The organism is Bartonella sp. AA18HLJMS, assembly GCF_042197245.1.
In the GTDB taxonomy this organism is placed as follows: domain Bacteria; phylum Pseudomonadota; class Alphaproteobacteria; order Rhizobiales; family Rhizobiaceae; genus Bartonella.
Genome location: NZ_JBHIRP010000008.1, coordinates 1 through 25,267 on the forward strand (window position 1 = coordinate 1; position 25,267 = coordinate 25,267).

Consider the following 25,267-nt stretch of genomic DNA (forward strand, 5'->3'; position numbering starts at 1 on the left):
CTAATCTTCCGCAATTTAAAAGCTTTAACTCATTGTATGCTAATAGCTTTGTCAGGTGTGGCTATGCCATATACCCCCTTCGGGGAAAGCATAACGACGGGCTATGTGCCGTGTTTTCTAGCACCCGGCATCTTTTAGAGTGTCAATAGAAAACCTTTAAGCACATAGGAGCCAAATCATGGCACAATATTTAATTGACTTACATCAAACTACGATTGATGGTGATATCGTTCAGACAGTGAATGCACCTGAATTACATACATTTTTGGCAATAGGTAAACGTTTTGCTATTTGGATTACGAACCGTATTAATCAGTATGAATTTGAAGAGGGAAAAGACTATATTTTAACGCTTTCCAAAATTGGGAAACGTTAAAATGTTATCAGCAAAGAATATCACCTCACCTTAGACATGGCGAAAGAACTTTCCATGGTTGAACGCAATGAGAAAGGACGTCAAGCACGCCGTTACTTTATTGAATGTGAAAAGAAACTGAGAAACCAAGCTGTTGATTATGATAATGATACACGCTTTGATGATTTTAACTATCTTCGTCAATATGTTTTGACAAATTATCCTAAAATCATGGGTATCATCTTTGGTTATCTTTTGAAAATAGATGAAATCGAAAAAGAGCTTGATCATTACAAATCAGTTACAAAAGAAGCTAAGCGCGTTTTAGCAAGATCTGTCGTAAAAGCTGCTTAGATTTAAAACACATCTCCCCTCCCCGTTCTCAAAATGGGAAGGTGGTTTAAAGATCAAGTTTTGAATGGGAGCCCAGACGCGCTAAAATCAATCGATCTTGACCAATCAAGCGATAAATCAACACTAGGTAAGGTCGAATATGGCAATCTCGATAATTGCTCCAATTCCCAGTCAATGCATGATCATGATATCGAGGTTCTAAGGGTTGATCATTTGCTAATGCTGCAATGATTTGGCGCAAATCAGTATCTAAAAGATGCCGATACCGTCCTTTCATTTCACGCTTGAAATCACATTTGAAGATAGTGGTACGTTCAATCGTCCGCATAGAGATCATCAAATAATTCGTCTACGGAATGAAACTTTTTTAAGTTACCTTCCTCTAGTTCTGCAAAAGCCGCTATAGTTTCCGCATTAGGTTGAAACAAGAAGGACGGAATAGCTTTATCTTGTGCAATACGCGTCATCAACACTCTCACAACATCACTTACTGATAAACCTGAAGCTTAAATAACTTGACTAGCGATATTTTGAATTTCTTCTGGTACACGCGCTTGAACCATGCGACTAGAAGCCATAATGAGCTCTCCTCTTGTAATTGTATTTCAATGTAATACAATTGAAGTTTAATTTCAACTGTAAAGCACATTTTTTAGAGTGGCGAGATCGTTTGGCTTAACAACCACTTGCTTTTTTTAAGACTTCACCCATACGTGTTCGCCAGTCTTTTCCTTGTTTTTTAAAAGAGGCAATAACATTTGGGTCAAGGCGTAGAGTAACCGCTTGTTTGGGAGATTCAACCGGTGGACGCCCACGTTTACGGCGTTCTTCTGTTACATATTTAAAAAAGGAGGCTGGTAAAACATCTTTAGCTGGCTTTAAGCGTGCAAGTTCTTCATCTGTCAATGGTGGGGAATCCACAGCGTCCCAATCTTCTTTTGTGTAGCCACATCCTGTTTCAAAGTTTTTTTTGATAATCATTGAAAACCTCTCTTTCTTTTTTATTCGCTTGACGAAAACTGATAATGGATATCGCTTCATTGCCAAGCTTTGCAAAAACAATAACTGTTGTGCCATCAGCAAAATGTCCAATAGCCTTCATGCGGTTTGAATGTGTTGCATCAATAAGAGCATGTTCCCAGTCAAAGTAAATAACATCAGCAAAATCAAGCTTATGTTTAACAATGTTTAAAGCTCTTTTTGGTTCATCCCACACTATCTTCATATATTTTATGTACACGAAAAATAAAATCTTGTCAATAATTAAAGTGTACAATAATTCGTATATACCATTAAAAATGGAGAAACTATGGATAAGAAGAATCGTAAGGGTTTATCGGTTCGTGCGTTTGCGAAGAAGATGGGTGTTTCACATAATGCGGTGGTTTCTCGGATAAAGACAGGTAAATTTGATAAGGCTCTTTTTGAAGATGGTTCTGTCAATGAAGCCGTTGCAACAGCCATCTGGAATGAGAATCCAACAAAGCGCCCTGCTCCATTTTTAGCGCCTGATGGTCAACCGCGGACAAAGATCAAACAAGCCTCTACAGATGGAGCCAATGAATACAAGATAAAACTGGAGCGAATGCAAGTTGCCCTTGAAAGCGAGAAGATTGCTCTTGAACGCTTACGCGAAACAACCGTTGACCGTGAAGAAGTCAAGAGAGCAGCTCGTGAGTTTGGAAGAGCGCACCGTGATGCTATGTTGAATTTTCCTCATCGTTTTGGTGCAAGCATTGCTGCACAAGTTGGATGTGATGCAGCCAGCCTTATTGGTGCTATTGATTACACTATGAGAACCGCTTTACTTGAGGCGGTTAATATTCCAGTGCCTTTTCATGATCCTCATTCTCCAGAGTTAGAGAACTTGCAAGAAACGAATAATGGATGACAATGCAGTCGAAGAATTTTTCTCCCATGCCAATAATGCAAGACAACCGGACCCACCCTACACGGTTTCGCAATGGGCGGATAAGAATAGATACCTTAGCACGGTAGCAAGTGCTGAGCCTGGGCTTTGGAGAACAAAGCGTACCCCCTATTTGCGTGAAATCATGGATAATCTTTCCTCCTACGTGCCAATTGAAACAACCATTGTCATGAAAGGGGCGCAGATCGGCATGTCAGAAGCAGGATTAAATTTCTGCGGTTATGCCATTCATTATAGTCCGGGACCTGCTCTTTATGTGATGCCAACGGTTGAGACAGCGAAGAAATTGTCCAAAACCCGTCTTGATCCAATGATTATGGCAAGCCCCGCTTTAAGCGAACGCATTGCCCCAGCGCGGGCACGCGACAGCGGTAATACTATGTTTTCGAAAGAGTTTGATGGTGGGGCATTGATGCTTACAGGAGCAAACAGTGCAGCTGGTTTGCGTTCCATGCCTATTCGTTATCTGATTTTAGATGAGGTGGATGCCTATCCTCTCAGTGTGGATAACGAAGGTGATCCGGTGATGATTGCGGAAAAGCGGACCTCAACCTTTGTGCAGAGAAAGATTTTTAAATTGTCCACACCCACCCACCGTGACACAAGCCGTATTGCCAAGGATTTTGTACTAGGAGACCAGCGATATTACAACGTGCCTTGTGATGCATGTGGTACACTACAGCCGATTGTTTGGTCACAAATCAAATGGCCGAAGGGGGCTCCTGAAAAAGCTGTGTTTGTTTGTGCGCATTGTGGTCATGAGCATGCCGAGCACCGAAAAACAGATCTCATGTGTGAAGAAAGAGGCGCATGCTGGGTCCCAACCAGTGAGTCAAGCAGACCCAATTTGCGTTCTTATCATATTTCGGCACTCTATTCTCCTTGGCTTACATGGGGGGAATGTGCAAGAGAGTTTTTAAATGCCAAGGATGATCCAGCTCTTCTACAGCCTTTTGTCAATACAGTTCTTGGAGAGCCATGGGAGGACAGAACAGGCGAAGTTATTGATCCTGATAGCCTCTATGCAAAACGCGAAGATTATCCCCTTGCACCAGAACAATCCGTCGTGTTGACAGCTGGTATTGATGTGCAAAATGACCGCTTGGAACTTGAAGTGGTGGGATGGGGGCGTAGTGAAGAAAGTTGGCATATTGATTATCAAGTGATCCTTGGTGATCCCTCTTCTTTTGAAGTATGGGACCAATTGGATGAATATCTTGCAAAACGCTGGCCACATCCAAGCTATAAAGAGGGGATTAGGATAACAGCTGCTTGTATTGATACCGGTGGTAGACATACACAGGCGGTTTATAATTACGTGCGCCCCCGTGAGGAGCGGCGTATCTGGGGGCATTAAGGGGCAAGCGAGATGGCGTGCAGTATGGCAAAGAAAATCTTTGGGGGTGTGCAATGAATACCAGTATCGATTTTTTGTGCGATTTATGAATAGCATTGTTTCAGTTTTCCAATCATCACAGCATTGGAGATGAGGATTGCACTGCCATAATTGAGATTATGGGCATGGTGGAAAAAGCTTTAGTTTTTAAACTTCAAGATGAAGTGCCTAATATTACAAAGATTTTGGCAGCTCTTACAGATTTTGGCGATTCAGAGTTTCCTACAGTTATGTTGCCTTTATTGCGAGCTTACGAACCAGATCTAGAAAACCCCATTAAAAAGGTTGCTTAAGTACCTCCCTTCCCCATCTTTAAAGGTGGGGAGAAGATCAAGAGGCTTCTTTAGGTAAGAATTCAAAATGAACAGATTTAAAATCAGTTAAGTCATAATCAGTAAGGTTGCAGTATCAACAAAGTTTTCTGCTTCTTCATCCGTCTTGAAAACGGGTATTTGTTTAATTTAGAGGTTTTCATAAGAATTAATTTTCTTTTAGTACGTATAGATTTTTAAAAGATTCAAAGCTTAGAAGAAATGTATCTGTTTAAACTAACACCATTTTCAGCGGCTTGTATTGAAAGTTTTCTATGGAGTTCTGGTGGTATTCTTAATTGAAACTTGCCACTATATTTACCATGAGACAAAGGCAGAGGAACTTCTTCTCCATTATGTTGCATGTCCTCAACAACTTCTGAAACAAGGTCCATAATACCTTTTAAAGCTTTCTCTGCTTGAGCATCTAACCATGAAAGGGATGGGAATTCTGCACACAATCCAACATATTCCTCATCTTCTTGCGACCACAAAACACGATATGTATAATGATTATTGTTCATGTTTCATCCTTTCTATCGCTTGTAAGACTTGTCTGACTTGATAAGCTTTTGCTTTGTTACCAGAATCTTTTTGAATATTCATACGGGGGTCACCAAGCCACGGGGTTTTAAAAACAAAGCGGCTTTTACCATTGTTCCGCGGTTTTCCAAAAAAAATGTACACACACACACAGCCAACAAATCTGAAAACTTGATGTTCTTTGGTGATGCTTTCATCAAGCTGATTATTTTTTCAACTTTATTGTTTATAACCAATAATAGTATCATTATTAATCCTAATCAATCATTTTTAGAAATAGCGTCAACTAACAAGAGCCTTTTGTAACTCGACACTGTTAAAAAAGCTCAATCAAGGTGAATATGAAGCTGTCCCTGCCGAGCTACAGAAATGGACCAAAGCAGGCGGAAAGCGTCTTGAAGGTTTAGCACACCGGCGTGCGGCAGAAACAGGCTTATGGGCAAAAGGGGCTTATGTTTCCTCCAATTATCAAACAGTAGAAACGCAAGCACCAACGGGGGTTTTCAAAGCCGAAGCCCTTGCACCGATTATTGGTTCTTTTTCTGGGCTTGGTGGTTTGTTAGCAGGAAATGGACCAATCCAATGGGCTTTGGCAACCATTATGGTTTTAGCCGCATGTGTTGGTATTTTCTTTGTTGCCAAACGTTTTCAGGAACACCGCCTATGATCTTATGGATGAAAAGAAATCTGCTGTTAATAGGCGCGGCTTTAGCTGCTTTTTTTATGATTTTAGCAAGAGCTTTTACTCTTGGGAAAAAAGCAGAGCAACAAAAGCAAACAGAAAAAGCTTTAAAAGCAGCCACAACACGTCTGGAGGTGGAAAGTGAAGTTAATCAAAAAAGTGATGCTGATGTGCGTACTACTCTCTCTGACTGGTTGCGCGACAAATAAATACGCTTCTTCTTGTGTTGGTTGGTTGCCAATTTATTTAGAGAGGCAAGATCTGAACACCATCAGTTCAAACTTAGCAAGAGAGATCTTAAAGCACAATAATCTAGGTGAACGCTTGTGTGGGTGGAAACATGGTTAGAAAAAAATCCAAAAAACACACAGAGCTTACAGAATCAGAAAAAGAAATACTTCAAGAAATGATCATCACCTATCAAAGTGTGAAAATGATGTCTCGTTTGATGAAGTGGATAGCATTTTTTCTTTTTTTTGCTTATCCTTGATTTTGCACGCCTTATGGATGCGATAGACAATATCTTTGCACATTATAAAACAGTGGCTAACCAAAAACTGAAAGCTTTACCCCCTTCCCGCTTTTAAAGCGAGGAAAGAGAGATTATATCGTAATCTATCCGCTAATCGCTTAAATGTTTCTTAGACACCTGACGCGACAATAGACATAACAATTATCAAGCCTCTCCAGATATAAAAGACGCCCATTGTTCTGAGAGAACACGGCGCTATTCTAAAAAATCCGTCCGCATGTAAGCCTTTGTCACTGAATTCCCAACTGAATACGCAAGAACAGATTCTGCAATTTCAAATGGTGTTGACGTTGTCTCTGCTATACAGTCCCGCAGAATCGATCTGAAACCATGAAGTCTATAATTAAAACCTTTGTTTTTCATGAATTTAGAAAGTGCTACATCAGATATAGGCTTTCCAAAACTCTCAACAAATAAAAAACCATTTTGTTGCTTTTTCAATAACAGCAAGCGCTTCAGCTGTGAGCGGCACATGAAAATCAGAAACCTTTCCAACAATTCTCTTCATATTTTCTTTTGGGATAATCCATATTGATCCATAAATCTCTGAATATACCTGATTGGTATAAAAAAAACGTCAAAATAAGAAGTTTTAAAGCTAGATGTGATACAAGCTCATCATTTTAAGATTGAAAAAACTTAGGCATTTCTTTCCATGGCATAGCTGGAATATTTTGGGTATTTTGAATAAACTTTTCTAATAAAGCTTTTGCTTTTAATTGCATATCCACATCTATACCAAGTGCCACCGCATGTTTTATAGCTATATTCAAGCGGGATAGAGCTTTACTTGCTGTTTCGTTTTTTGTTTTCCAAATAGGAAAAATGCATCCTTTTATATCAATCTGCGTCAGTTCAATGATTGGCGTATCATCAAGTTTAGGAAAAACATGTAACTCAAGAGGTGTTAACCAGCTTGCTGCTTTTCCTTCATTTTTCAATTCGTTTTTTTGGTTTCAAAAGCACTAGAGGCAATTTCTCGTAAAGAAATCTCCCCTGCCCGACGCAAATTTTCTTTTTGTTTTCGGCGAATCGGGTCTATTCTTTGATCTAAAAGATCACGATAAGCTAAAGCTTTGAACAGTGCTTCTTTTAAAGATACATTGCGACAAGAGCCTAATCCCATTTCTCGTCGTCTTTTATTGAGGTCAAACCTAAAAACCCATCATCCTTGATCTGGTGTAGTTTTGATAAGCCATAAACCAGCTCTGTCAGCATATTTTCCTTTAGATAGATTTTTTACAGATAAGATAGACGGTCTATCACGTTCTTCCGAACCACCTTTTAAAAACCACCTTTTGAATTGCACTTGGAGCACTTTCATCTGGTACCAAGATTATATATAAAAGGCAATTTAATAAATAAAATAAAATAAAAACAATTAGTTATTAAACAGAAAAAAGATAAACTGTGCTATCAGGTGATATTGTAGAGAGTTCTAAGGGAAGAAAAAATTGTTGCACAAACGTGCACGCCGTCCGCACCACTCTATATGAATTTTCTTTATTTTCTCATTACTTAGATAGTAAAAACTCTCTTTAAGTTTACTGTTTGCAACTCTATAACGGTATTATAAAGTGATAACTGTAATAATATGAAAGACGAAGCAATCCTTCTTTGCCAACAAATGTTTCAACCACACCTCGTGAACTAAAAATTTTTTATTCTTAACAATTAAGAATCTGAGTAACTCTTCCTTACCTCCTCATTCTCACTCAAAGTCAAAGCCCCCCTTTTTTCACCATAAAATAGTGTTTACAATGCATAAAATTAAAAAATAAAGGCCCTATCAAAGAAATAGGACCTCTTAAATTTAAGCTCCTTTATCCTACAAAATTAGAATTTGTAAGCTATTCCTGCGCGAAAATCATTCGTCTTATACTTAACTTCAATCTCGTCTTTGAATTTCCTTTTACCAAAATCTGAGTAACGATATTCCGCACGCACAACAAGATGATCTGTCATTGCAAAATCAACACCACCACCGAGAGTATAACCAATCATCGTTTTTGTTACATCCGATGTCCTATTAAATGGCTCACCTCCCGTAATTACTGTCGACAAAATATCCTGAAACTGTCCATAAGCAACACCACCAGCAATATAAGGCATCACACGCCCCGTAGAAAACCCAACACGCACCCGTGTAGCACCTGTCCATTTTTGTTTTAACGTATGATTAAACGTTAAACTGCCTTTCTCTTCTTTATCCTCTGCAGAAGAGCGAGAAAAGCCTCTACCTTTTCTCCTGACAATTTTTGCCTTTTTTCGACTTTTTTCTTCTGTACCTAATTCCTCAGTATCAGTACCCGTTCCTTCAGTACCCGATCCTTCAGTGCCGGATCCTTCAGTTCCACCAGCACTTGATTCATCTGCATGAAATCTTGTTTTTGTATCCTTTTTTTCCGTTAAAAGCATATCCGTATCAATCCCCACAATAAAATTATTACCGAGATCAAAATTAACACCCGCATAAAAACCACCTATAAATCCAGAAAGCTCAGGCATATACTGCTTCTCGACAGGCACCCATGGTTTACTTTTACTCTCCTCATCGGGATAGAGAGGAATATCAACATCACGCGTTATTGCAGAAGTCTTACTTGAAAAGCCACCAACTTGCCCCCCGAAATAAAAACCTGCCCAAGAAAAAGGTGAAGAAGCAACAACTTCTGAGGCAACATGTAATGGCTCTTCGTGAGCCACCACATCTGCAGCCTGTACTATAGAAGGTGAAATCAAAGAAAAAACAGATGCTGTTATAAATTTTGTATTCATAAAATTATACCCCATTGCTAAATTTAAATATAATCAAAAATCACATTTAGAAAAACAAAGTTTTATAAAATCTTATGCCGCAAAATCGCATGTACTCCTTTATATTTACATTTCAATCTACTACTATAATAATATATCATTACATCAAAATTTAATATTATCAAATAAATTTTAAAATATTATAATAATGATTACTTAAAATAATAAAGATTTAATAAAAATACCTTTTATCTTTTCAAAAGGAGGAAATATAAAACATTTTGTATTAAAAATACCGCAAAAAAATCACAAAATAGTATATTTTATGCATTTTTTAATGAAAAAATTCTAAAAATGATGTAATTATTTTTAGAGAATCGACGTTCATTAACAATATTATAAATATCTCAATATTCGTACATCCAAAATGCATACTGTAGATTCTACATAGTATAAAAAAACACCCATTTTATACTAAAATCATACTTTTTTTTACCATTTTCTAAAGGATGAGATTATTAATTACACACAATATCATTATCCTTCTAAATCTTGTCCCCAAACAAAAATTCTCAATCATTTTATTTAAAAATTGCTCTTCCCCTACTGATTTCTATATTATCATCTGCCTTTATTGCAAAACGGTCTTTATTAGGAAAAGTTATAAAACATCCCTTCATACAAATTGTAATTGTTTGATGAGTATTTAAAGAAATTTTTGAAGGTATACTTCCTTCAACAACAATAAGAGATTGTATCTTTAAATCAGTATTCTTCACTGTTGCAGCAAAAGCTGTTATGGTAAAAATACTTAATAGAATAACTGTAATCAAAATATAAGTATATTTCAGCATTCTAAGATTCCTTCCTCAGCAAAACGCTTATATAGGCTAAATCGAAGAGCATTGGTTACATGAGAAGATGAGGTAATATTAGGCACATAAATAGCCAAATTAAAGGAAAAACTCTTACGATCAAATGCTGTAAAACTCACCTGTGGGATAGGATTTTTTAAAACGCCTTCTGTCGCAGAAGCAATCTCTAACAAAATTTCAGCAACATGCTCTGGAGCAACCTTAGATGATACAGTAACTGGTATATCAATTCGTCCTACTTTATTACGTCGTGTCCAATTACTAACGTTGTTATTAATAAGGCTTGAATTGGGAATAATAATCGTCTTACGCTGAATTGTCTCAAGTTCCGTTGCACGCACACTAATACGCTTAACAACACCCCCTACTGATCCAGATTCTATATAGTCCCCTATTTTAAATGGTCTTCCAACTAAAATAATAAGTCCAGAGACAAAGTTTTGGACAATATTCTGTAAACCAAAACCTATACCAAGTGAAAGTCCTCCAGCAATAAGAGCGAAATTTCTAAGATCCAAACCTGCCATTGATAATCCGGTCAAAGCAGATACAACAACGCCTCCATAACTTATCACTGTTTTGATAGAATTACGTATACCAGAATCGAACTCTCCATGAACCAACACCACATTATCTAACCAACCAATAAATCGGCGAATAAGAAACCAGCAAACACAAAAAGAAATAATTCCTGTTACAAGAGAAATCAAAGAAAGACTAATATTTCCAATCTGAAAACCGGTCACCGATTGCCACAAAACTGCTTTTAAATCAGAATAGGAAAATCCAAACTGTACAGCAATTGGCATTGCACAAAATATAACAACAAATAAATTGAGAAAAACGCTCACAAAAACTCCCAATTGATTCATCGTTTTTTCTTCTAAATGAAACCTCTGCATCAAAAGATGACCAACCGTTGTTTTCATAAATTGGTCTTTAGTTCCAAGTGCTTGAGCGCTTTGTATTCCTAAATACATGAGAACTAAAAATGCTCCATCAATCATAATTTGCTGCGTAATAAAACGCGCAAGTCCAACGTAACCTAAAAAATTCAATACAAAGAGCAGTAACCCCAAGCCAATAAGAGGAATGCGTATATAAAATGGCCAAAAGTATGGCTCTTTTTTTTCTTCTTGAACACGCCTACGTCTAAACCGCAAAGGTACAAATGATATTATAAATAGCAATATCGCTACAAGAAAAACAGCAATAAAACTTTTAGCAATTGTTAAAGATAGAGGCGCTGAAATGATTTGATAAATACTATCAAGAACAGCGTCAAATGCCAAAATACCCCCTAAAGAAGTGAGTAAAATCACTAATTGATAAGCAGACGATGGTGCAATACTGAGAAGACGCACATGGGGCCTATTCGATGATAGAAGAACAACAGCTAATCGATTGATTAAAAATAATAAAATAATTTGACAACCTATCATATAAAAAACTGTTGTAAGCTTACCTGGATCTAAGTTAAAACTACGAAACAAAAACAACACAAGATAAACGCAAAGAATACATACAAGTGAAGGTAAGAGAACTGAAATAAAGGCGATCAATAAGCGTTGTAAATAAGATATTTCCTCATTAGACTTCGTAAAGTGGCAATACACATGAACAAGAACTTTTTGAGAAAAATACGAAAGTCCCAAAGTAATAAAAAGTGGAATTAAAAAGCAAAGAAATAGTTGTAAAAACTTGAAGTAAAATATAAAATTCCACCAAGAATTTAACAACACAAGAAAATCTGATGAAGCCTCTTTTGTTTTTTGGACGAGATGTTTAACCATCGGAATCGAAAACTCAAGCCTATACGTAAGCGTGCGTTTAAAAAGCTCCCGAGATTGAGAAATAGAAAGTTCAGCTATTCTATTTGCCGCTAAGAAAATTGCTTCAAAACGAAGCATGATACTGTTAATTTTAGCTTTTTGCTCTATCAAATAGGAATATTCCTTCACAGAGCTTTTCAGTTTTTTCACGTCACGATGGAGCTCCATTAATTGATCAAGAAGTGTATTAATCTCATTAAGAGGAGGACGCAAAACAAATGCTGCCTCAATAGCACGTTCACTGATATCTTGTGCACGTAACCGTAATTCTTCTAAAGCACGCTCATCTTCTGGCTTTCTATCAAAATCTCTTTTTAAAGTTTCAGTATTTTCTTCAAGAGTCTTAATAATCAACTGTTGTTGCAGAATAATTTCATCAACTGAATAAGAAGCTATCGTTTGTTCGACAATTGTATTTTGTGCCCCCCTATTACCCCATGCACCAGAATTAAATACAAAGATAATCCCCAAAAGAAGGAAAAGTATGTGGATGTTTTTTCTACAAAATGAATACATATCTACCTTATGAGCACAAAAGGGATTTTATTTTTCTCTTTTAAATATGGTATAAAGTAGATATTTTCAACTTTTATAGAATAATCTTATAAAAGCTTTCCCTTATCCTATAATACTGGTAATAAGATAAAAGAATGATAAATAAGCTGAACTCAATAAGATTAAAGAAGGCACTCTAGCATGTTTTTTTTGCACCTTTATTGCAAAAAAGAAGATTTTCTTCCTTTGACAACCTGGATTTTTCTATCCAGTTTAGGTGTATTCTTGACGAGCAACCTAGAAACACGTGCTTATTTAATCAAACAATCACACACCAATAATGTCATTAAAACGAATAGACTTGATTTACATCATAAGTGTGACCATGTGAATGTTACCACAACTGAAAACAAAAAACTTGTAACACTCCATACAGAATCTATTTTTATCAGGACCTTTCAAAAAATCCTAACATTGGATTTCTTTTTAATAAAGATTCCAGCTGTTGACACACGATTTCGTAACGTTAAAACACAATATTTCTCAAATAAACGCGCTCCTCCCAATGAACACACTTAATTCTCTTCCTTGAATATAAAAACGATCATCTTATTTTACTTGTGCTTTTAACTTTGAATAACTGTTAGATTGCCTATTTACGGAATATATCATGCGTACACCTGGTTGGTTAACTACCCTTTATTGTTTTATTCTTTTAAGCAGCATTTATGTTGCCTTACCCAATTTATTTTCACACGAACAAGTTAAAAACTCGAAATTCTTACCCGACACCCGTGTAGCACTTGGTCTTGACCTTCAAGGAGGCTCTTCTCTCCTGCTCGAGGTTGATAGCAAAACGTTAAAACGCGATCAGTTACATATAGTTTTAAGCAATGTGCGCAATGTATTGCGTGAAAAACAAATCCGCACCTCAAGTGTGCGTATCGTTGAAGATAGCGTTATTGCCCTTATTTCTGACCCATCGCAAACTGAAAAAGCACTCTCTGCTTTGAAAACATTAATAACCCCCATACACAGTAGCTTTGGCACAACAGAACATAACATCACGATCAGTGCTCAAAATGAAACTCTCCGCGTCACATTAACAGAAGCTGGTATAAAAGACCGTATCAGCAATGCTATTGAACAAAGCTTAGAAATCATCCGTCGTCGTATAGATCAAGTTGGTGTTTCAGAACCAGCCATCCAAAAGGTCGGAAATGATCGTATTATGGTCCAATTGCCTGGACTACAAGATCCAAAACAACTGCGTGATCTTTTAGGAACAACCGCTAAGATGAGTTTTCATCTTGTTCCTTCTAATGTGGACCCCAATAATCCCCCTATAGGTGTTTCTATTCTCCCTGGATACACTGATGCAACACAACATTATGCAATTTATGATCAAATTGCTTTAGATGGAAATGTCCTGAAAGATGCCCGTGCAGGTTTTGACCCCCAAATACCAGGACGTTCCATTATTTCATTTACGCTAGATTCCGCTGGCGCAAAAATATTTGCCGATATAACACGACAAAATATTAACCGTCCTTTTGCCATTGTTCTGGATAATAAAGTTTTAACCGCTCCGACCATCAATAGTGTCATTCCCAATGGACAAGGTCAAATTACAGGAAACTTTGACCCCAAAGAAGCCTCAACTCTGGCTGCTCTGCTTCGTGCTGGTTCCCTCCCCGCACCACTCACGGTCATTGAAGAGAGAACCGTAGGTCCAAATCTTGGTGCTGATGCTATCCAAATGGGACTTTACACCGGCATAATTGGCTTTATTCTTGTTGCAATTTTTATTTTTCTTCTCTATCGTATTTGGGGATTAATTGCCAATATAGCACTAGCTCTGCACACAATTTTAACATTTGCTGCACTGAGTCTTTTGGGTGCTACGCTTACGCTGCCTGGTATTGCTGGTATTATTTTAGGCATCGGTATTGCCGTTGATGCTAATATCCTTATCAATGAACGTATCCGTGAAGAAAGTCGAAAAGGTGTGGGTGCTTTTGCAGCCCTAGATCGTGGATTTAAACACGCTTTTGCAACCATTGTTGATGCAAATGTTACAGCAATTATAGCGACCGTCTTACTATTTTGGTTTGGCACAGGCCCAGTTCGTGGTTTTGCCGTAACAATGTTGCTTGGTATTATCATCTCCATGTTTACAAATATCACCATTGTACGCATCATCATGATTTGGATCGTTCGTAAATGGAAAATTAAAAAATTGCATATTCACTCTGCTTTCAACATCATGCCACAAAACACAACTTTCCACTTTATGAAAGCACGTTTCATTGGTATTGGCGTCTCAATTGTTTTATCAATGGCTTCAGTTTTTCTCTTTTTTAAGCCTGGATTGAATTTTGGTATTGATTTCATTGGCGGAAGCCAAATGAGTATTACCACGAAAGGACCAGCAGATCTAGCAACTCTGCGTTCCAAGCTTTCTACTCTTAATATTGGTGAAGTTACCTTGCAAAATATTGATAACGAAAATACCGTATTAATTCGCATGCAGAAACAAAGCGGTGGCGAAGCACAACAAACCACCGCCATTGATAAGGTCAAAACAGCTGTACAAAATATCTATCCCGATACCACATTCGATCAAATAGAAGTTGTTGGTCCCAAAATTTCAGGTGAGCTTGCCACAGCTGCTTTTACTGCTGTTATTCTTGCGGCTATTGCCATGTCTCTCTATATATGGTTACGCTTCGAGTGGTTCTTTGCCATTGGAGCAATTATCACTCTCATTCTAGACACCACAAAAATGATTGGCTTTTTTGCTTTGTTTCAATTTGATTTTAATTTAACGGCTATCGCCGCACTCTTAACAATTGTTGGATATTCTATAAATGATAAAGTTGTCGTCTATGATAGGATGCGCGAAAATATGCGTCTTTATAAAAAAATGCCGTTGCGCGAGCTGATTGATCTGTCAATTAATCAGGTTCTTGTACGTTGTTTTTTTACATCAGCCACAACAATTCTTGCGATGCTCCCCATGGCGATATGGGGTGGAAGTGCTGTTCATAATTTTGCATTACCCATGGTCTTTGGGATTATTATTGCAACATCATCCTCTATCTTTATTGCTGCTCCTATTTTACTCCTGCTAGGAAATTGGTGGCGTGAACGAAATAATCGTGCAAATATCAAAGTGAAATAAAAATGCCCTTTAATGCGTATGGTACATCTCGCCTCTCTTCTCATAGAAATATAGTCGTTTTCATTCATTCGCTTTTTGATCAAGAATAGTAAATAATCCATGCTCCACGACACACCACTTATCACAACTATTGTTGCAGGCTTATGTTTAGCATTTCTCTTGGGAATGATTGCTAGCCGTTTACGTATTTCACCCCTTGTAGGCTATTTGTTAGCTGGTGTTATTGTGGGACCCAATACAGGCGGATTTAAAATAGATTCTGTCATCATTAATCAACTTGCTGAAATTGGTATTATTTTGCTGATGTTTGGTGTTGGGCTCCACTTTTCCTTAAAAGACCTTTTATCTGTCAAAGCTATTGCTGTCCCCGCTGCTATTGCACAAATGGCATTTTCTACTTTTCTAGGTTTGTGCCTTGGTCTGATTATGGGATGGGGCTTTAGTGGAAGTTTGATCTTCGGTCTTGCTTTATCTATAGCAAGTACCGTTATCCTGCTACGTGCTTTGCAAGAGCGTCATCTTATTGAAACAGAAAAAGGACGCATTGCCGTTGGATGGTTGATTATTGAGGATTTAGCAATGGTCCTTATACTTGTCCTCATCCCTTCCTTGGCAAGTGCCCTCAGCAATACCAAAAAAGAAGCGTTGGATCCTCTTGTTCAATGGTTGGATTTAAGTATTTGGGGTATTTTTGGTCTCACTATCCTAAAAGTAATTGTATTTATTGCACTTATGCTCGTCATTGGGCGACGCGTTATCCCATGGCTTTTAAAAATGAGCGCACAATCGGGATCACGTGAATTATTTCGTCTTAGCGTCTTTGCTATTGCATTAGGAGTAGCTTTCGGAGCCGCTCATTTATTTGGAGTTTCTCTTTCTCTTGGTGCTTTTTTTGCTGGTATGGTCATGAGCGAATCAGAATTAAGCCACCGTGCCGCGGAAGAATCTTTACCACTGCGCGATGCTTTTTCTGTTCTCTTTTTTGTTTCTGTAGGCATGTTATTTGACCCCGAGAAACTCTTAACTCATTTTTTCCCTCTCTTAGCAACCTTATTCATTATCGTAATCGGAAAATCTGCTGTTGCCTTTTTCATCGTTAAAGCTTTTCGCTATTCTAATGCAACAGCTTTGACTATTTCTGCAAGCCTTGCCCAAATCGGAGAATTTTCCTTTATCCTTGCTGGTTTAAGTTTAAGCTTAGGACTTTTAAACAATGACGCTCATGATTTAATTCTTGGAGGAGCAATTTTTTCTATTTTGCTCAATCCTCTTGTTTTCCTTGCCTGTAATAAAATTAAAAAACGTCTAGAAAAAAATTCTGCATCTTCACAAAATACCCAAACAATTATTGATATTGATCCACAAGATCCTGACCAAGATTTTTTACCGATGACCTTAAAAAACAACCATATCGTAATTATTGGCTATGGTCGTATCGGTAAGTGTGTTGCATTATCTTTAATAAATAGAGATGAACCTATAGTGATCGTAGAAGAATCAAAACGCCTCTCTGATAAAGCGATTGCAGATGGCTTTGAGGCTATTTGCGGCAATATCATTCAACAAGAAATAATGAACGCAGCAAATATAAATAATGCACATAAAGTTGTTATTACAATGCGAAGTACCATTGAAGTAGGAGAATGTATCGTGAATATCCGTGATATGAAGAAAGATATCCAGATAATCACACATGCATTATCCGACACAGACACAACATATCTCATTGATTTAGGTGCTGATGTTGTAGTAACAGATGATGAAGAAATTGCCAATGGCATTATAGAGTATATAACAGAACGAAGATCTGTAAGGAATATGCTCAATCATGAAAATTTACAGAAAACATAAAATGGATACAGAATCGTGAAAATAAAGCAATTTATATGGCCATTGATTGGTATCTTAGCAATGCTGGTATCTATTCGAATTCTTTACATGAAGCTCTCTGCCATTTCATTTGGGGATGTATTGGAGCGCTTGAGCAATTTAAATGCACAGCACTGGTTATTAGCCTGTTTATGTTCTCTCCTAGCTTATGCTGCTCTTGCTGGATATGATCGAATTGCCTTGCAACATCTAGGCCATAAAATTTCTTGGATTTTTATCGCTATATGTTCATTTACAACCTACGCTCTTTCACACAATATCGGTGCTTCAGTTTTTTCTGGTGCCGTTGTACGCTATCGCGCCTATAAAATGAAAGGATTAAACGGAACAGAAATCGCAATATTAGTAGGTTTTTGCTCTTTTACTTTTGTAATCGGCACAATCTTACTTTTGGGAATCGTTTTGGTGCTGCAACCCGAAATTATCACCCTCATTCATAAAGAACTTCCTGAATGGCTCGGAACAACGGCTGGAGCAATTTTACTCAGCTGTATAGCACTTTATACGTTTGGCAGCTGGCTTCAGTTAAAACCCTTACGCTTAGGTAAAAAAATTCAACTCTCCTATCCACGGCTGAAAATTGTTATTCAACAGCTTCTCATTAGCCCTCTAGAGCTTTTAGGAGCAGCAGGAATTATATATGCTGTTCTCCCACATAACGCAGATATTCATTTTATATCTGTTCTTGGTGTTTTCCTAGCGTCTTTTACGATAACTCTTCTCTCTAATGCTCCAGCAGGAGGAGTAGGAGTTCTTGAAGCTCTCTTCATAACAGGCATGCCCAATATAAATCCAACCGATGTTATTGCAGCGCTTATTGTCTTTAGAATGTTTTATTTGATTATACCGCTCATCCTTTCATTATTTGTGGTCGTCATTTTTGAGGCGCGACAATATTGGAAAAGAGTCCCCAAAACACCACCGGAATAAATAAAAGGCTATCAATGACTTCTTTTTTGTGTACCTATAAAAGAACAAAACACCATCGTGTTGCCAATTTACATATCTTTTTTAAGAAACCTCTCTCAACGCTCTTCTCCATTACACAGCAGTACCCATAAATGGTATAATAGTAAAGCTATTGTTGCACCATCAACTTTATACTTAATAAAAGATCAAGCCTGCGCCATTATAATATTTTTCCAATGTTATGATAACTTTTAGCACTTAAGAACATTAATAAGAATTATTTTCATGCCTTTCTTCAATAGTCTTTATCCACACGTTAATCCCATTTATGATGCACAAATGAATGATTTTAATTAATTTATTATAAGAAGGATTGAAACAAAAGAAGTTTATGATAGTAAAGTTTTTTCAAACAAAGAATAATCAATTCTTTATAAATTAATATATTATAATGAATCTAAGTAGCTTTCTTAATATTTATATTTTTAGAGGTTTAGCTAACGGAAAGACAGCATAGCGTAACCACACAGCTTAATATTTTAAAACTTTAAGCCTCATTAAAGTTTATTGTCTTTCGTTTAACAGGTATTAACTTTAAACAATTAAATTGATATAATTTTATTCCTTGTATGTCCAGCTAACTACTTCATTTTATCTTGATTTACCCTCTTGGAATACTGATGATTATTACAGAAGTTTTTTGTTTAAGCGGGAGAGTTATCAAAAAATATCCACGCTGCTGACACAACTAAAGTGTAAAGTTTCTTCTGTCTTTAAACAATATGCTAAAAATCCAAAAAAATTTTAATCAATTTATATTAAAAGAAGTGAAAACTGTTGATTTTTATACCCCTTTTTAAATAACACAATTGTCGGTAAGAAGCTTCTCCTTACCAATTGCAACTTAAAAAAAGAAACAATACGCATTAAAAGATCTTTAAATGTCCTTTGGAAGTTCTTTGAGTCCCCTAAAAAGTACAAAAACCGATGACTAAGCTATATCAACAATCTTCACTTTTAAACAAACAGATATGGGGAAATCCTACTGCCCAATTTTATTTAGAAAATCGTACCTTAAAAAAATTACGCAATCAATAAGTTATTTACGGTATAAAACCAAATGGTGGGTGATGAGGGGATCGAACCCACGACCCGCTGATTAAGAGTCAGCTGCTCTACCGACTGAGCTAATCACCCATAAGTTTCTCAAAAAATGAGAATGAGCGTTTCTATAACGCTCCTAAGAGTGGATGTCTAGATATTTTGTTGTTTGTTATATGAACTCATTGTCTGTAAGGTTAAAAATATGATATTCACCACTTGATCTTATATAAAAATAAACTCATTATAAGAAGCTTTATAAATAAATGTTCTGATTGTTATACAGAACCTATAGTTAGAGGATTATCGAGCATAATGCCCGAGCGAAAATTAGAAGAACCTTCTTGTGGTTGTAAGCGGGATGGGGCATCATTTTGTTTTATCAACAATCACATGCATTCAAGCAATATTGTGCTGTTTTTTTCTTTGAATATAAGTTTTTTTACATTCAATGTTCATGATCCAATATACGAATAAAAGCCTATGAATTTTTTTTGTCAATCGCGCGCTTTTAAGCTTCTAAAAGGTAATGAATGATGGAATGGATCACTGATCCCCATGCGTGGTTTGGTTTGATCACGCTGGTTTTTCTCGAAATTGTTTTAGGAATAGATAACCTTATCTTTATTGCAATTTTAGCTGAAAAATTGCCACTGCATTTGCGTGACCGCGCACGCTTTATAGGTCTTACTTTAGCATTAATTATGCGGCTTTTCCTTCTTACCGTTATTGGATGGGTTATGAGACTCGATAGGGTAATTCTTTCACTTTCATCTTTTGTATTTAGTTGGCATAGCTTTATTTTAATCGGTGGTGGAGCCTTTTTGCTCGCAAAGGGAACGCTAGAATTACATGAAAGGTTAGAAGGAGTATCACATGAAAGAAAAACAGGCGTTGGTTATGCTGTTTTTTGGCAAGTAATCGTCCAAGTCGTGGTGCTGGATGCTGTTTTTTCACTAGACAGTATTATTACCGCAACAGGTATGATTGCAAAAGAGCAGGCAGCAGTTATGTATATCGCAGTCATAGCTGCTATGGGAGTAATGATGTGCGGATCTGGTGCTCTTATGCGTTTTATTAATCGTCATCCCACTATTGTAATCCTTTGTCTTGGTTTTTTGATGATGATTGGTTTTACTCTCATTGTTGAAGGATTTGGTTTTCATATTCCAAAAGGGTATTTGTATGCTGCTATTGGTTTTTCTGTTCTCATCGAAGCTTTTAATCAAATTGGACGTCGTAACCGTGAAAAAATGATTAAAACGAATGATCTACGCAGTAGAACAGCTGATGCTGTTTTGAGGCTCTTAGGAGGAGGAAGCAAAGATAGTCACCTTGCTGAGACTGTAGATGTTATTGCTGAACAGGCCGCAGCTTCTGAATTGTTTAGACCAGAAGAAAAGGAGATGATTCGTGGTGTTCTCGATTTAGCTGATCGCCCTGTTCGCTCTATCATGTCGCCGCGTAATGAGATTGAGTGGTTAGATTTAAATGCTGATGAAAATGAAATGCGTGAAGAATTACAAAAGGTTAAACATAGCCGCTTAATTCTTGCGCGTGAAAAAGTGGATGAATTTGTTGGCGTTGCATTGACAAAAGATCTTCTTTTGAATTTGGCTGAGGGGAAAAAGATTAATTGGAAAAAAGCTATGCGAGAACCCCTCGTTGTTCATGAAAACACAAGTGTTTTACGATTGATGGAGCAATTACGTCATTCTTCGATTCAGCTTGCAATTATTGTTGATGAGCATGGATCTTTTGAAGGAATTGCAACACCAACCGATATTCTTGAAGCTATTGCAGGAGACTTTCCTGATGACGATGAAGAACTCATGATCGCAGAACAACTTGAAAATGGCAGTCTTCTTGTTGAGGGATATGCTGATATCCGCCGTTTAAGTGGTTATCTTGGACGTAACCTTGTGGATGAAGCAGATCGTTATACGACTCTGGCAGGCTTTATGCTTTGGCAGTTTGGTCATTTACCAAATGAGGGAGAAAGTTTTGAAACTGATGGTTTACACTTTAAAGTGATTGAAATGGAACGCAGAAACATATCTAAAATCCTTATTTCTCCACTTGTATCACCAGAAAAAAGCTAATTCTTTTTATAAGCAAAATGAATAAAAAGATTTTTTTATGATTAAAAATTGAAAAGAATAAGCAGCTGATAACTCAATTGCATTTCATTATTTTTATATTTTTTTAAGCGTAAAATAATGACATACAAAAGTTATATTATCAATGAACTTTCCATTATAAAAAATTTTCATTGATGATTGACGAAAAGCTGGAAGAGAGAAAATGGTGCAAAATTATTTGTCAATGGTCATTAATCTCAAAACAATGAATATATACAACATATTGATTTATAATAATTATTTATTACAATATTACCTTCACATCAAGAAAGCCTCTTTCAAACATCAGATTTCCGCCAATGGATAAAACTCCACCATTGTTGAGTTCACTCAACTGATGATGGCATCTTTAAACCAGACTCTGGCTCCTATAATCTTTTTAGATCTTCTTGATATTTCTTAAGGAGCTATTCCTTAGCTTTTGTTTCGATAAATTTAGCTATTTTTTTCCTTCCAAGAATGAAACTCCACCTCTCTGGAAAGCTCTTATTAAGAACTTTGTTTTTCTTCCAGATGGTTCATATTTTTTACTACTTTTGCAATGAAAGCGTAGCTGTGTTGCTTAGATTTGACTACTTCTTTGACTACAGCCAATGCACGTTCAAAATGAATCTGTTGGGTATTTTCATCAAAGCCTAAATGATCCTATGCACTGAAACTTTGATAATAAGATTGTAAGGTTGCAACATCACCCAATAAAGCCAGTGCACCAATATGAAGTAAGCTATAATCTGCATCATCTACCTTGATAACCTTTATGTGCCTCCAACTTCACTCTATCGCCAAGGTGGTGCTCCATATCTGGAATAAAAGCATTTATGAAGATCAATTTTTTCTATCGCCTATTTCAAGACATAATCAAGCTTAATTCCAACCAATCTGCATATATTCCTTCTTCACAAACTCTCAACCCCTTTTTATAAAAATCAAGTTGTAGATCCTGTAAGTGCTGAGAATTGATAGGGATCAATTACCATACAGGCAGCAGATAAAATACCAGTACTAATCGAAACTCCAACATCAAATTACGGATAACCTTTGATAATTGCGTCATTATAAAGAATTTGTACTTCACAATCTGGGAGTTGATAACATGCTGAATAATTATCTAACTCTTTAATTTTTTCAACAAACCAATCAAGATTTTTGAAGAACACTGTTGCACTCTCCATGATTAAAAAATTCTTTGCTCTACCTCAAAAGAGGTTGTATCCATATCAAAAGTCAAAAGCGAAGCAGATTTTTGCAAACAAAAGTGATAACGCCGTGTAAGAGAAGAATCTTATCAATAAGGTCTTTGGTGATTTCTTTTGCAACGTCTAAACGAGATGGAATCTTATTCATAAAAAAATATAATAAAGTCAATAGTTTGTGTGCAATTATTCTATATGAATCCCATTTAAAATCTACACTTTTATACGTGATTTAATTAACCATTTTTCATAAACAATTACCATGTATGGATAGACCATAAAACGCATGTAAACATTCAAATGAAGTGAACGCAGCTATCATTCATAACAGTTCATAAATTTTATGATACGTTTTTATCACACACAAATCGCATTATTAAAAACGTAATCGTTTGAAATTATCGATAACATAAATTGCATGCGTTTAAAAAATGGTATGGGGTTTACTCTTTTTTTGAGCTAAACCTTAAAAGAAATAATCATTTGAAACTATCATAGAATAGGTTTTAATTCATTAAGGGCACATAAAAGGATTTAAAGACAAGTCGATTTTAAAGCGCCGCTTACTAAAAAGTTAGTCAATAATAAGCAGACATTATATAGATACTATCATCACAACAGGTAATGAAATTGATAATGTTATGTCGTAGAAATCAAAAGATTTTTAATGATATAACGCAGGCAAACAAGCAAAAAACGTTTTAAAAGTTACAGTTTAAAAATACGAAACCAAATGAAGTCCCCTCAAATTTGAGTATACTTATTAAGACAAAGATAAGTAGATAAATTTCAAAAGGATTGCAATCATATTACAAAGGCATGGTGTTTTACTCAATTTTGAGTCAAAAGCGACAATATTAAAGACTGCTCTACTCTAAAGTTAACGAGCTCAAATTTGGGCTGATTAATTTTGCCAGCCCAAATATGGACCGGCTTATTTGCAGAGAAATTAAGTTTAAATGCAAAGTGAAAATACGCTTATGAGAACCTCACTACATGAACGTTTAAACGTTTAGAGACATAAAATGATATCTCTATAAATACGTTTGAAACCTAGATTTATAACAGTTTAAAAGCCTTAGATTTTATAAAAAGCGGTTGTTTATTATCTTATGAAAAGCTGCTTTTAAAAACCAATGTTCGTAAATGTAAACAACGGGTTTTGTTACAAATATTCACTTAATACGCATTTTCTCTTGAGAGTCTTGATATGAACCTACCAAGCATTGAGACATTTTGATAATGTACTTTGTGTCAAATGACCACTTCAAAAATGCGAGCGTTATTCTTAATACGCTTTATAGCCATACATAAAGTGTTTATAGGTTCTGTAATTCAAATGAGTGATTAAAGATCATATCTGTCATTTACGTTCCTTTTGATCAGTTTTAATCAATAGAATAGAGCGTTTGCAATATGATACGTTTTGTATACATGCATTCATTATTTACTTCTTTTGTATGATCTGTAGTACCTCTATTTAAAAGCAGCGTCATATCAATTGGCACAGCTTTCTTTTATGATGCGTTTATAACCATCAAAGAAGCACCCTCCACGTCTGTCATTTATTCTGTTTATCAATCTTGATAACATCATCACTTTCATAAACCTCTCAATTTATGGGAACCGAATATAAATCGCTATGTCTTTTTATTCTTGCATTGCCATATACATTACTTCTAATCACGATATAATCAGGAGATCTTGGCATAGCCATAAACAGAGCCGTAGACCTTAGTATGACACCCCACGCTAGCATTGCCGTAAACCTTGCCTAACAACCGCATGATCATAAACCGCGGCATTGCTATGAATACGTGCACTACCGGATAATTTTGCATTCCCATAAACCCGCGCTTAATGATAAACTCAAACGTTATAAGAAAGATGAGCATTGTCATAAACATGAACACCAAAATACACATGGGTTTTATCACATATAAGGGTATTGCCATACACATAGCCACCAATGGCAGCATTGCCATAGCCCCTTATATTTTCATAAACACAACCAGATTTTACAACACAGACATTATCAGCAACCCAGCAATTACCATCATGAGAGAGATTGCTTTCATTTTCAATAAAAGCATCCAGATCGCTTTTTTTACATCACCAAAATCGTTTAAAGCACGAATGCGATAATATATGTATACATGACCAGTCACGAAATCCATTTGATTGATCTATTCATATTTTGGATGGTTTTTTCTGATTAACAGGAGCGGTTTCAGTTGCAATGAAAGAAATAACGGAGGTGTTTTTTGATATAGTTATCATAATTAAACCTGTATGTTTTTAAAAGTTTTGAACAGACATTAAGCCAGCTCCAAACCAAATGTTTGTTGCATCAAGCGCTCTGTTCAAACTAATAATAACATATTCATTACCTAGTAGTAGAATACCAACTCCTACACCTGCATAAAGCGAAGCAATAATCCGCCCATATGGCTATGCTGCATGACCATAATAGAACCCAAAACCATCATTGCTACACTCGCAACACCAGCAGCAAAACGGATCAAAAGGACTAAGTGTTAACGCCATGAAAATAATTAAGTGCACTCATCACTATAGCTGCACAAGATAGTATGCGAGGAGCAAGAAATATAATCCCAATTCTGCCAAACGTAAAGAATATACTCCCAACTAAATAACCACCATAATTAGCGTTCAGTATATAAAAAAGTTGATTAAAAGTAAACAATCCCTCATCCAACATAACTGGCAATATTGGTGTATAGAGAAATCACCAGATACCCATATCAAAACCATATCGAATACAGC

Annotated in this window: 20 protein-coding genes, 1 tRNA gene and 6 pseudogenes; 13 read left to right on the top strand and 14 right to left on the bottom strand. The window is 36.4% G+C overall.

Going from position 1 to position 25,267, the window contains the following annotated elements; genetic code table 11:
• Positions 1-178: 178 nt before the first annotated feature.
• Positions 179-709, top strand: a pseudogene (locus ACFINW_RS05800) (antA/AntB antirepressor family protein).
• A gap of 46 nt (positions 710-755) precedes the next feature.
• On the opposite strand, the gene ACFINW_RS05805 reads toward ACFINW_RS05800, so the two are convergent.
• The 4 genes and pseudogenes from ACFINW_RS05805 to ACFINW_RS05820 all read right to left on the bottom strand — a co-directional run bounded on the left by ACFINW_RS05805 (position 756) and on the right by ACFINW_RS05820 (position 1,934).
• Positions 756-1,037 (bottom strand): type II toxin-antitoxin system YafQ family toxin, encoded by a 282-nt coding sequence (locus ACFINW_RS05805; RefSeq protein WP_375612165.1) that lies wholly within the window; start codon positions 1,035-1,037, stop codon positions 756-758.
• A pseudogene (locus tag ACFINW_RS05810) lies at positions 1,024-1,197 on the bottom strand (type II toxin-antitoxin system RelB/DinJ family antitoxin); the annotation flags it as partial. The pseudogene ACFINW_RS05810 and the gene ACFINW_RS05805, both read right to left, overlap by 14 nt.
• 187 nt (positions 1,198-1,384) lie before the next feature.
• Entirely contained in the window at positions 1,385-1,690 is a 306-nt protein-coding gene (locus ACFINW_RS05815; protein ID WP_375612163.1) for a BrnA antitoxin family protein, read from the bottom strand.
• Positions 1,668-1,934, bottom strand: coding sequence for a BrnT family toxin (locus ACFINW_RS05820; RefSeq protein ID WP_375621844.1), 267 nt, complete (start codon positions 1,932-1,934; stop codon positions 1,668-1,670). The genes ACFINW_RS05815 and ACFINW_RS05820 overlap by 23 nt, the downstream gene beginning before the upstream one ends.
• A gap of 84 nt (positions 1,935-2,018) precedes the next feature.
• Between ACFINW_RS05820 and ACFINW_RS05825 the strand changes: the two genes are divergently transcribed.
• From ACFINW_RS05825 to ACFINW_RS05835, 3 genes and pseudogenes are all read left to right on the top strand, one after another.
• Positions 2,019-2,600, top strand: a complete 582-nt coding sequence (locus ACFINW_RS05825; RefSeq protein ID WP_375673963.1) for a hypothetical protein — start codon at positions 2,019-2,021, stop codon at positions 2,598-2,600.
• Positions 2,593-4,033 (top strand): annotated as a pseudogene (locus ACFINW_RS05830) (phage terminase large subunit family protein); the annotation flags it as partial. The gene ACFINW_RS05825 and the pseudogene ACFINW_RS05830, both read left to right, overlap by 8 nt.
• A 52-nt stretch (positions 4,034-4,085) precedes the next feature.
• The gene (locus tag ACFINW_RS05835; RefSeq protein ID WP_375612169.1) at positions 4,086-4,328 is read left to right on the top strand and encodes a hypothetical protein; all 243 of its coding nucleotides are present in this window, start codon (positions 4,086-4,088) and stop codon (positions 4,326-4,328) included.
• Between the two features lie 224 nt (positions 4,329-4,552).
• Here ACFINW_RS05835 and ACFINW_RS05840 read toward each other — a convergent pair whose 3' ends face one another.
• Positions 4,553-4,870 (bottom strand): type II toxin-antitoxin system HicB family antitoxin, encoded by a 318-nt coding sequence (locus tag ACFINW_RS05840; protein WP_375633830.1) that lies wholly within the window; start codon positions 4,868-4,870, stop codon positions 4,553-4,555.
• Between the two features lie 308 nt (positions 4,871-5,178).
• Between ACFINW_RS05840 and ACFINW_RS05845 the strand changes: the two are divergent.
• The 4 genes and pseudogenes from ACFINW_RS05845 to ACFINW_RS05860 form a co-directional block, all read left to right on the top strand.
• Positions 5,179-5,556 (top strand): annotated as a pseudogene (locus ACFINW_RS05845) (lysozyme); the annotation flags it as partial.
• The gene (locus tag ACFINW_RS05850) at positions 5,553-5,780 is read left to right on the top strand and encodes a hypothetical protein (RefSeq protein WP_375673964.1); all 228 of its coding nucleotides are present in this window, start codon (positions 5,553-5,555) and stop codon (positions 5,778-5,780) included. The pseudogene ACFINW_RS05845 and the gene ACFINW_RS05850, both read left to right, overlap by 4 nt.
• Positions 5,713-5,919, top strand: coding sequence for a hypothetical protein (locus ACFINW_RS05855; RefSeq protein WP_375640911.1), 207 nt, complete (start codon positions 5,713-5,715; stop codon positions 5,917-5,919). The genes ACFINW_RS05850 and ACFINW_RS05855 overlap by 68 nt, the downstream gene beginning before the upstream one ends.
• A pseudogene (locus ACFINW_RS05860) lies at positions 5,912-6,132 on the top strand (hypothetical protein). The gene ACFINW_RS05855 and the pseudogene ACFINW_RS05860 overlap by 8 nt, the downstream one beginning before the upstream one ends.
• 594 nt (positions 6,133-6,726) lie before the next feature.
• Here ACFINW_RS05860 and ACFINW_RS05865 read toward each other — a convergent pair.
• The 5 genes from ACFINW_RS05865 to ACFINW_RS05885 form a co-directional block, all read right to left on the bottom strand.
• Complete coding sequence (locus ACFINW_RS05865) at positions 6,727-7,044, bottom strand: phage integrase central domain-containing protein (RefSeq protein ID WP_375640912.1); 318 nt, start codon at positions 7,042-7,044, stop codon at positions 6,727-6,729.
• Positions 7,041-7,229, bottom strand: coding sequence for a hypothetical protein (locus ACFINW_RS05870; RefSeq protein ID WP_375640913.1), 189 nt, complete (start codon positions 7,227-7,229; stop codon positions 7,041-7,043). Before ACFINW_RS05870 ends, ACFINW_RS05865 begins: the two co-directional genes overlap by 4 nt.
• Positions 7,230-7,939: 710 nt before the next feature.
• Positions 7,940-8,881, bottom strand: coding sequence for an outer membrane protein (locus ACFINW_RS05875; protein WP_375640914.1), 942 nt, complete (start codon positions 8,879-8,881; stop codon positions 7,940-7,942).
• 560 nt (positions 8,882-9,441) lie between these two features.
• Entirely contained in the window at positions 9,442-9,714 is a 273-nt protein-coding gene (locus tag ACFINW_RS05880) for a hypothetical protein (protein WP_375612155.1), read from the bottom strand.
• Positions 9,708-12,083, bottom strand: coding sequence for a mechanosensitive ion channel domain-containing protein (locus ACFINW_RS05885; RefSeq protein WP_375640915.1), 2,376 nt, complete (start codon positions 12,081-12,083; stop codon positions 9,708-9,710). The genes ACFINW_RS05880 and ACFINW_RS05885 overlap by 7 nt, the downstream gene beginning before the upstream one ends.
• A gap of 180 nt (positions 12,084-12,263) precedes the next feature.
• On the opposite strand from ACFINW_RS05885, the gene ACFINW_RS05890 reads away from it, so the two are divergent.
• The 4 genes from ACFINW_RS05890 to ACFINW_RS05905 all read left to right on the top strand — a co-directional run bounded on the left by ACFINW_RS05890 (position 12,264) and on the right by ACFINW_RS05905 (position 18,066).
• A complete protein-coding gene (locus ACFINW_RS05890; protein WP_375640916.1) occupies positions 12,264-12,641 on the top strand; it encodes a hypothetical protein in 378 nt (125 codons plus the stop codon).
• A gap of 91 nt (positions 12,642-12,732) precedes the next feature.
• On the top strand, positions 12,733-15,246 hold the full coding sequence (gene secD / locus ACFINW_RS05895; RefSeq protein ID WP_375640917.1) for a protein translocase subunit SecD: 2,514 nt from the start codon (positions 12,733-12,735) through the stop codon (positions 15,244-15,246).
• A gap of 99 nt (positions 15,247-15,345) precedes the next feature.
• Positions 15,346-17,097 carry a YbaL family putative K(+) efflux transporter gene (gene ybaL / locus ACFINW_RS05900; RefSeq protein ID WP_375673965.1) on the top strand — a complete coding sequence of 584 codons (1,752 nt, stop codon included), beginning with the start codon at positions 15,346-15,348 and terminating at the stop codon, positions 17,095-17,097.
• 15 nt (positions 17,098-17,112) lie between these two features.
• Positions 17,113-18,066: a YbhN family protein gene (locus ACFINW_RS05905; protein WP_375630027.1), complete on the top strand. Its 954-nt coding sequence runs from the start codon at positions 17,113-17,115 to the stop codon at positions 18,064-18,066.
• 1,100 nt (positions 18,067-19,166) lie between these two features.
• On the opposite strand, the gene ACFINW_RS05910 is transcribed toward ACFINW_RS05905, so the two are convergent.
• Positions 19,167-19,242 (bottom strand) — tRNA-Lys (locus tag ACFINW_RS05910).
• 437 nt (positions 19,243-19,679) lie between these two features.
• On the opposite strand from ACFINW_RS05910, the gene ACFINW_RS05915 reads away from it, so the two are divergent.
• Positions 19,680-21,248: a TerC family protein gene (locus ACFINW_RS05915; RefSeq protein ID WP_375612149.1), complete on the top strand. Its 1,569-nt coding sequence runs from the start codon at positions 19,680-19,682 to the stop codon at positions 21,246-21,248.
• Positions 21,249-24,092: 2,844 nt separating this feature from the next.
• Here ACFINW_RS05915 and ACFINW_RS05920 read toward each other — a convergent pair.
• The 3 genes and pseudogenes from ACFINW_RS05920 to ACFINW_RS05930 all read right to left on the bottom strand — a co-directional run bounded on the left by ACFINW_RS05920 (position 24,093) and on the right by ACFINW_RS05930 (position 25,202).
• Positions 24,093-24,657: pseudogene (locus tag ACFINW_RS05920) on the bottom strand (hypothetical protein).
• Positions 24,658-24,778: 121 nt separating this feature from the next.
• Positions 24,779-24,919 carry a YbfB/YjiJ family MFS transporter gene (locus ACFINW_RS05925; RefSeq protein WP_375630051.1) on the bottom strand — a complete coding sequence of 47 codons (141 nt, stop codon included), beginning with the start codon at positions 24,917-24,919 and terminating at the stop codon, positions 24,779-24,781.
• Positions 24,920-25,010: 91 nt separating this feature from the next.
• The gene (locus tag ACFINW_RS05930; RefSeq protein ID WP_375640919.1) at positions 25,011-25,202 is read right to left on the bottom strand and encodes a hypothetical protein; all 192 of its coding nucleotides are present in this window, start codon (positions 25,200-25,202) and stop codon (positions 25,011-25,013) included.
• Positions 25,203-25,267: the final 65 nt, after the last annotated feature.

Excerpts from the sequence above, each read along its gene's own strand:
- ACFINW_RS05805 (WP_375612165.1), bottom strand. The coding sequence starts at position 1,037 with ATGCGGACGATTGAACGTACCACTATCTTCAAATGTGATTTCAAGCGT.
- ACFINW_RS05815 (WP_375612163.1), bottom strand. The coding sequence starts at position 1,690 with ATGATTATCAAAAAAAACTTTGAAACAGGATGTGGCTACACAAAAGAA.
- ACFINW_RS05820 (WP_375621844.1), bottom strand. The coding sequence starts at position 1,934 with ATGAAGATAGTGTGGGATGAACCAAAAAGAGCTTTAAACATTGTTAAA.
- ACFINW_RS05825 (WP_375673963.1), top strand. The coding sequence starts at position 2,019 with ATGGATAAGAAGAATCGTAAGGGTTTATCGGTTCGTGCGTTTGCGAAG.
- ACFINW_RS05840 (WP_375633830.1), bottom strand. The coding sequence starts at position 4,870 with ATGAACAATAATCATTATACATATCGTGTTTTGTGGTCGCAAGAAGAT.
- ACFINW_RS05850 (WP_375673964.1), top strand. The coding sequence starts at position 5,553 with ATGATCTTATGGATGAAAAGAAATCTGCTGTTAATAGGCGCGGCTTTA.
- ACFINW_RS05870 (WP_375640913.1), bottom strand. The coding sequence starts at position 7,229 with ATGGGATTAGGCTCTTGTCGCAATGTATCTTTAAAAGAAGCACTGTTC.
- ACFINW_RS05875 (WP_375640914.1), bottom strand. The coding sequence starts at position 8,881 with ATGAATACAAAATTTATAACAGCATCTGTTTTTTCTTTGATTTCACCT.
- ACFINW_RS05880 (WP_375612155.1), bottom strand. The coding sequence starts at position 9,714 with ATGCTGAAATATACTTATATTTTGATTACAGTTATTCTATTAAGTATT.
- ACFINW_RS05885 (WP_375640915.1), bottom strand. The coding sequence starts at position 12,083 with ATGTATTCATTTTGTAGAAAAAACATCCACATACTTTTCCTTCTTTTG.
- ACFINW_RS05890 (WP_375640916.1), top strand. The coding sequence starts at position 12,264 with ATGTTTTTTTTGCACCTTTATTGCAAAAAAGAAGATTTTCTTCCTTTG.
- secD (WP_375640917.1), top strand. The coding sequence starts at position 12,733 with ATGCGTACACCTGGTTGGTTAACTACCCTTTATTGTTTTATTCTTTTA.
- ybaL (WP_375673965.1), top strand. The coding sequence starts at position 15,346 with ATGCTCCACGACACACCACTTATCACAACTATTGTTGCAGGCTTATGT.
- ACFINW_RS05915 (WP_375612149.1), top strand. The coding sequence starts at position 19,680 with ATGATGGAATGGATCACTGATCCCCATGCGTGGTTTGGTTTGATCACG.
- ACFINW_RS05930 (WP_375640919.1), bottom strand. The coding sequence starts at position 25,202 with ATGTTGGATGAGGGATTGTTTACTTTTAATCAACTTTTTTATATACTG.